Source organism: Stygiolobus sp. RP850M (assembly GCF_037389295.1).
In the GTDB taxonomy this organism is placed as follows: domain Archaea; phylum Thermoproteota; class Thermoprotei_A; order Sulfolobales; family Sulfolobaceae; genus Stygiolobus.
Genome location: NZ_JBBHKU010000016.1, coordinates 1 through 6,283 on the forward strand (window position 1 = coordinate 1; position 6,283 = coordinate 6,283).

Below are 6,283 nucleotides of genomic sequence, written 5' to 3' on the forward strand. Positions count from 1 at the left end.
CTTCACAGCTAGCCTCGTGGATGGGGTTTTATCCCCATGTTTTCTATGAGCTTATGTTGTTTTTCTCCTTACTTGTTTATTTCCTTTTCTCTTGTAATACTTGGTTTTATTCGTTCTCTTGTTTTGCGTGGATTGCCCGTAGGAGTTTCCTCTTTCAGAGCTCCCGAGTCCTTTCACTGGTTTCCCGTACCACGTCTTGGTTGTCCAGTCAATCGAGAGGTCTACCTCCTTTACCCCCTTCAGTACTTCTAAGGATATTTTCCTAGCATTTTCCAATAGTTTTTCAATTACTTCCATTCCTTGTTTCTCTATGTAATTTCTCACGGTCTGTGGGGATACGTCATACGCTCCGGACTTGTTCTCTACTGAATCGTTCCACAAACAAGCAGAGATGAGGGTTTTTGCTACCTCTTCTCCTTTCCCTTAAAGCATGGAAAGTAATTTATATCCTAATTGTTGAATGTTTGGTGAGGGAGACCGGGTGTTACCCTCTTTCCTTGTCACGTAGTAATATTATGTCTCCCTCACCTTAAACCCTTTCTTCAATTCTTTACACTCTTATAAATTTCTTTATCTTTCACGGATTAGATATTATCCTATCAGAAATATTTTTTCTAATATGATTTTGGGTCTACCGGAGCCGGGAAGGAGCGTCGTCACTAAGAGAAAGTTTCATAAAGAGATATTTAAACTTTCATCATCCCAGCCCATTCTCGAGGCTTTCAATCTATTGTAAAGGCAAATTCATTTAAAATGGCGACACTAGGATTTAATTATTTATTAACCTTTATTAGAATTGACTCTAAATTTTAATTATGACTGAGTTTCGTTACGCTTCCGCCTCGCTTATTACTAATTCTAGTAAGGATGCGATTTTGAAGGTACTGTCTAATGATAAAGTAAACCTAAAATTGCCTTTAATTTCTGTAAGTGAGTCGTTGTATCCTAATGTCCCGGTTCCTTCTTCCCTTCTTACTACCATAACTTATGATGACTTGCAATTACTGTTATATGAGGTTTCCTTTACGGAAAAGAAGAAAATTATTTTGCAGGCAGCATTAGGTAAAACTACTGATGAGAAAGTTGAGGACGCTATTTTGAAGTTATCTGAGCTAGGAAAATTGTTAAATATAGACTATTTAATTGAGGTTATGTTAATTTACGTCTTGGACGTAGAATTACGCGGATTGTCTAAATATAAAAGGGCAGGCTACGTGTTATTAGACTATAGTAACGAAGGCGACTTAAGAGAGTCAGAATACTTATCGTCAATAAATGTTTTGCCTTATGTTCTCGACTCGAGGAAATCCTTAGTCGAAATAATTTATAGGAATAGGCAAGTAAGCGTAGATGTAATTAAAAGTCTAATAAATGAGATAGAGAAGATAGTAAGAGGTGATGAAAAATTAGCTTAAGCTTGACTAGAGAAAAGTTGCGCGAGATAGAGTCTTTAAGATCTACAACTGAAATACTAAATAATATATTATTAATGGCTACTACATATTTACAATCTTCATATCCTATCAGTAGTGTATATGCTCCACCTTTCAGAGTGTTGCGTATAGATTATGATAATGAAGGGAATCCAATATATTTTACCACATTCGACGACTGGTTGAAATACGTGAGGGACTCCGACTTAGAGGAGATAGTTTTACCTGACGTTAAGTCATTAGACTTGGAAGAAGTGATGAAAGATCTTGGTTGGGAATATAAAATAGAAATAAAGCAAAACCTGACTCCTGTAGACCGAGAGACAAAGATCCTTTATTTAAGCGACTGTAGATTGGTAAAGAGAGTAGAGTACGTTGTTCTTTCATTGACTCTGATTAACGGCTTAGGTGAAGAAATTATTCCAGTATGCGGAGAGTTCACAATGGATAAATACAAGGAGCACCTCTTACAACAACTGTATTGGCTTTCTAAGTAGTGGTGAAATTGAAAGTACTCGTTGATACTAATATAATTATAGAAAAGAGAAATAAGCTATTTAACTTACTTGGGAGCTATGATCCAATATATTCGGATCTCGTTCTAGCAGAAGTTATGGAGGTAATTAGGAAAAATGTACTTGAATTTCTGAAGAAAAATAAACGGGAAGTTGCAAATAAATATTTTGCGTTCGGTCGAGAATTTTTGAAGATATTATATCAGCAAAACGTTCAATTGGAATATCCGAACATAAAGGATTTTGTTGAGGCATTTGAAGTAATGAAAGATAAAGACGTTGATGCAGTTGATGCGATCCTTGCTGTAATAGCTAAAAGGCAAGGAGTTAATGTTCTATCTAACGATAAGGATTGGGATAGGCTAAAGGATTACGCGAAGCGCGTAAACGTTTAATAACGTCTGTGGGGATACGTCATACGCTCTGGACTTGTTCTTTACTGAATCGTAAACACGCGGAGATGAGAGTTTTTGCTACCTCTTCTCCTTTCCCTTAAAGCATGGAAAGTAATTTATATCCTACAGCAGTTATGGGAATCTTAGGGAGGTAATACTAAGAAGTCGGTATTAGCGAGAAGTTTTTAATTTTAGACGTCTTCATACTGAAAAGATGTCAAACGGAAAAGGACAAATCGAGTTAGCTAAGGAGAAGTTGGTCAAGGCAGTGAACCAAGTCCTGGGCATAGTGAGAAGGAACGGGAGGAGCAGGAGGGTAGGACTAGCACTGGTCCTCATGACCCTGCTAGGTGGTAGGGCCAGCGTGAAGAATGCTGCTGAGACGTTCGGGTTGGACTACGCAAACCTGCTGGAGGCGTTGGGGGAACTCGAAGACGCGTGGAAGGACTACTTGAAGGTCCTGTCGGGGCTGGTGAAGGGTGAGGTGGCTGTAATCATAGACGACACCGTGGACCACAAGGAGTACTCCAGAGGAAAGGACGTGAGCCCTCACGGGAACTACTGGATCTACTGCCACGCCCACAAGAGGTTCGAAAGGGGTATACAACTCCTCACGGTCGCCATAGTAGACCTCTCCACGGGCAGGGCGTTCATGGTGGGAGCCTTCCCCTACGCCGTGAGGAAGATGTTGGATTTGGGGATGGTCAACGAGTTCAAGACCAAGATCGACTTGGCCAAGGAGATGTTGGACGTGCTCAAGGGGTACTTCCGCGTGTCCAAGGTAGTCTTCGACTCGTGGTACTGGTCGGAGAAGCTCGTGAAGGACAACGTGGTGTCTGAGCTCAAGTCCAACCAAGCTCAGGGTCGAGTCGGCCCGGGGGACCCTCGAGGAGGTGGAGGGACACCTCCGAGTGGGGGACCTACCCCCCGGAGTCTACTACGCCGACTTGACCTTGGGAGGCCGAGTGATTACGGTAAAATTGCTAGTCCGGGAATATAAAGGTGACTCCGGGACACACGTCAGGTATCTCTACACGACCGATCTCTCGCTCAGCGAGGAGGAGATGGAGGAGGCATGGAGGATGAGGTGGGAGATTGAGGAGCTCCACAAGGACGTCAAGGCCTTGGGACTGGAGGACTCCTCGTTTTGGAGGAGAGAGAGGCTTCAGGGTTACCTCACGATCTTCACCATCATGGTCAACGTCGTCAGGGAGCTGATAGGGGAGCTGAACCTGAGGAGCGTGGAGGCGTTCCTCAGGTTCGTTGAACGTTATTTAGGCGGATCATCGGGGCTGATGAAAATCTTTAAGTTACGTTAAAGTCCCATAACTGCTGTATCCTATTTGTTGAATGTTTGGCGAGGGAGACCAAGTGTTACCCTCTTTCCTTGTCACGTAGTAATACTCTGTCTCCCTCACCTTAAACCCTTTCTTCAATTCTTTACACTCTTATAAATTTCTTTATCTTTCACGGATTAGATATTATCCTATCAGAAATATTTTTTCTAATATGATTTTGGGTCTACCGGGAAGGGCGAGGCTTTCCGCCCCCTTAACCCCTTTTTGGAAAGACCAATAAGTAATTTAAATCGTGGAAATACACGTAATATATGGGACTAATTTACGTTGACGGCATAGTAAAGAACGAGAAAGGAGATAGTGAGAAGGTTAGGTTCTTGATAGATTCCGGTGCTTATTACACTGTGCTAAAAAAGGAAATTTGGGAAAAGTTAGAATTAAAGGAGATTTCAAGGGTGTCATTAATTTTAGCGGACGGTACGACTATAGAGAGGGGAGTGTCAGAAGCGATTATTGAACTTCCGCCTTATGGAGAAAGGCATTCCCCCGTTATTTTAGGAGAGAGCGAGGATGAAAATTTACTAGGAGTTGTTACTCTAGAAATTTTTGGCCTTGTCTTGGATCCCTTGAAGAGGGAAATTAGACAAGGTAGGATTATAATGAAATAAAGACGACAGAATGAGGTTGTGCTAGCCCTCTTCTCTATCTAATAATCCCTCAAGAGAGTGTCCAGAATGCAAATAATTCAATAAATATAATGTGATAGGAAAACAATATTATAACTAGTTGAGAATATAAGTCAATTATATCTTTCAATATGAGGGAAGATTAATATTTTATTGTAATATAAAATAACTTATAGTTGAGAAAATGAATTTCAAACATACCCCATATTATGCTGGTTGACCTTAGCAATTCTGACTACTTTTCCTACATCGTTAAATTTTATCCTACCGTTTGTTGAAGTAAATTGAAAGTTCTCTAATGCTTCTTTATTAATTTATTCATCATCTGGTAGGATGACAATTACTATCACCTCCTTGCCGTATAATTTCTCACCTTTCTATCTTATCTTCGCAGGTATTGTTATCCCGTACCTCATTTATCCGTAACTGATGACCGTTAACCTGAAAACAATTTGCTCCATACGTGGTTTTTAGTTATAAAATGCTAACATTGGAATGGAAGGCACCACTATGAAGTCTATGTGAGGTGGAGTAAGGTGCTCAATGAAACTCCACATGTCGTGGCCTGCTCCTTAACTTAGGTATTACCGTTCTCCTTAAATTAATATTACCTCCTTCATACCTTCAAATATTTTATCTCCTGACACGATTTTTGCACTATACTTTCTAGCTAATGCTAAAAGTATACTATCCGTCAATGCTGGTTTATTTTTGCGCTCTTTTTTAGACTTTTCCAGTAATTCCAGATAGGCTTTTCCTCCTTCTATGCTTATATCTGCATCTAAGCAAGCAACTATACTATTTTCCTCTATAAATTTAAGTCGATTCTTGACCTCCTTTTCATTAGCCCCTTCCCTAATGTACTTTCTTCCGATTTCAGCCAATACTAAATCGGGAGTTATGACCTCGTCGGCAGAAGATACGATTTCTACAACCTTTTTACCTTTTTCACTTCCCAAGAATAATTCTATCCACGCATAGCTATCCATTACGATCTTCAATCCTATCATCTCTAGTAAATGGAGTTATTTTTCCTTTATCTATACCAAATACTGTTTTTAATTTTTCCTCTCTATACATTTTTATTAAGTATTGAATGGTATCATCTATTGATGAGAAATTATTTTCCTCCTTAAGCTTCTTCAAAATTTTAAGTGTAGACTCACTCACTTTTATGGTTACTTTTTGTTGCATAGTATACTTTCTACTTTCTACCTTAAATTCTTATTTACTTTAGGATATACAAGTTTTAAGAAACTCAATATCATTATTCACTCAACGTCTGAGTGTGGACAACAATTTCATTCAATGGAAATATTTACATTTATTATTACCCCCTTATCTAACAAGTAGTTTGGGGTGTAAAGGTTAGGAAGAATGTTGATAACCACCTAGTTATTGTGATTGTCAGTATTCCAAGGGAAGTGGAAGTCCATTGATGCAAGTGTTTTAAGCCCTTGTTCTGCGTAATCCCTCTCGTTGAACTTCTCGTGTTCTACGTTTGACCATGAGAAGGCGTTGTGTGCAGTTGCCCCATCGTGCAAGTAACTTATCCACCCTCACTTTCTCCTTACTACTTCCTCAGCCCTCTTCATACTTGCCAGAACTACCAAGACATTTACCCCGCTCCTAACACTAGTAAGAAGAAAGGTACCCTTAGTTTTAACATCCCTAACAATCCACACGTAATAGTACTGACCATTAATTAGCCTCACCTTAGTCTCATCAATAGCGTAAACAATACTCAATGGTACAGCATACCTCACATAACTCACCTCCTATGATAGTAAAACAGAGTAGAATGGGGTAAAACTGCTCTCCAAGAGGCGTTCATTAATATAGTCTTTTTCATAATAGTTGCAACAGGCTTTTAACTTCCCTCAATACAAAATATAGAAAAACATCGAGAAAAGCTTGTATTATTGTGAGATAAAACTTGATAAAACTTGTTAACAG

The 6,283-nt window shown here is 39.5% G+C and carries 7 protein-coding genes and 4 pseudogenes; 5 read left to right on the plus strand and 6 right to left on the minus strand.

What is annotated here, in order from left to right:
* Nucleotides 1-108 precede the first annotated feature (108 nt).
* Nucleotides 109-491: pseudogene (locus tag WIW52_RS01065) on the minus strand (DUF4322 domain-containing protein); the annotation flags it as partial.
* Nucleotides 492-815: 324 nt separating this feature from the next.
* On the opposite strand from WIW52_RS01065, the gene WIW52_RS01070 reads away from it, so the two are divergent.
* Genes WIW52_RS01070 through WIW52_RS01080 form a run of 3 tightly spaced genes read left to right on the plus strand, consistent with a single transcriptional unit; the run spans nucleotide 816 to nucleotide 2,343 of the window.
* On the plus strand, nucleotides 816-1,415 hold the full coding sequence (locus WIW52_RS01070; RefSeq protein WP_337708047.1) for a hypothetical protein: 600 nt from the start codon (nucleotides 816-818) through the stop codon (nucleotides 1,413-1,415).
* A gap of 17 nt (nucleotides 1,416-1,432) precedes the next feature.
* Nucleotides 1,433-1,930, plus strand: a complete 498-nt coding sequence (locus WIW52_RS01075; protein ID WP_337708049.1) for a hypothetical protein — start codon at nucleotides 1,433-1,435, stop codon at nucleotides 1,928-1,930.
* A gap of 2 nt (nucleotides 1,931-1,932) precedes the next feature.
* A complete protein-coding gene (locus WIW52_RS01080) occupies nucleotides 1,933-2,343 on the plus strand; it encodes a type II toxin-antitoxin system VapC family toxin (protein WP_337708051.1) in 411 nt (136 codons plus the stop codon).
* Here the strand turns inward: WIW52_RS01080 and WIW52_RS01085 are convergent.
* A pseudogene (locus tag WIW52_RS01085) lies at nucleotides 2,338-2,449 on the minus strand (DUF4322 domain-containing protein); the annotation flags it as partial. The gene WIW52_RS01080 and the pseudogene WIW52_RS01085 sit on opposite strands and share 6 nt — an antisense overlap.
* Before the next feature lie 108 nt (nucleotides 2,450-2,557).
* On the opposite strand from WIW52_RS01085, the pseudogene WIW52_RS01090 reads away from it, so the two are divergent.
* Nucleotides 2,558-3,662 (plus strand): annotated as a pseudogene (locus WIW52_RS01090) (transposase).
* Here the strand turns inward: WIW52_RS01090 and WIW52_RS01095 are convergent.
* A complete protein-coding gene (locus WIW52_RS01095; protein WP_337708052.1) occupies nucleotides 3,654-3,779 on the minus strand; it encodes a hypothetical protein in 126 nt (41 codons plus the stop codon). The pseudogene WIW52_RS01090 and the gene WIW52_RS01095 overlap by 9 nt on opposite strands.
* Before the next feature lie 173 nt (nucleotides 3,780-3,952).
* Here WIW52_RS01095 and WIW52_RS01100 point away from each other — a divergent pair, with 173 nt between their 5' ends.
* Nucleotides 3,953-4,309 carry an aspartyl protease family protein gene (locus WIW52_RS01100; protein ID WP_337708053.1) on the plus strand — a complete coding sequence of 119 codons (357 nt, stop codon included), beginning with the start codon at nucleotides 3,953-3,955 and terminating at the stop codon, nucleotides 4,307-4,309.
* 614 nt (nucleotides 4,310-4,923) lie between these two features.
* Here WIW52_RS01100 and WIW52_RS01105 read toward each other — a convergent pair.
* The 3 genes and pseudogenes from WIW52_RS01105 to WIW52_RS01115 form a co-directional block, all read right to left on the minus strand.
* A complete protein-coding gene (locus WIW52_RS01105) occupies nucleotides 4,924-5,316 on the minus strand; it encodes a PIN domain-containing protein (RefSeq protein WP_337708055.1) in 393 nt (130 codons plus the stop codon).
* The gene (locus WIW52_RS01110) at nucleotides 5,309-5,521 is read right to left on the minus strand and encodes a VapB-type antitoxin (RefSeq protein ID WP_337703309.1); all 213 of its coding nucleotides are present in this window, start codon (nucleotides 5,519-5,521) and stop codon (nucleotides 5,309-5,311) included. Before WIW52_RS01110 ends, WIW52_RS01105 begins: the two co-directional genes overlap by 8 nt.
* A 107-nt stretch (nucleotides 5,522-5,628) precedes the next feature.
* Nucleotides 5,629-6,155 (minus strand): annotated as a pseudogene (locus tag WIW52_RS01115) (IS6 family transposase); the annotation flags it as partial.
* Nucleotides 6,156-6,283: the final 128 nt, after the last annotated feature.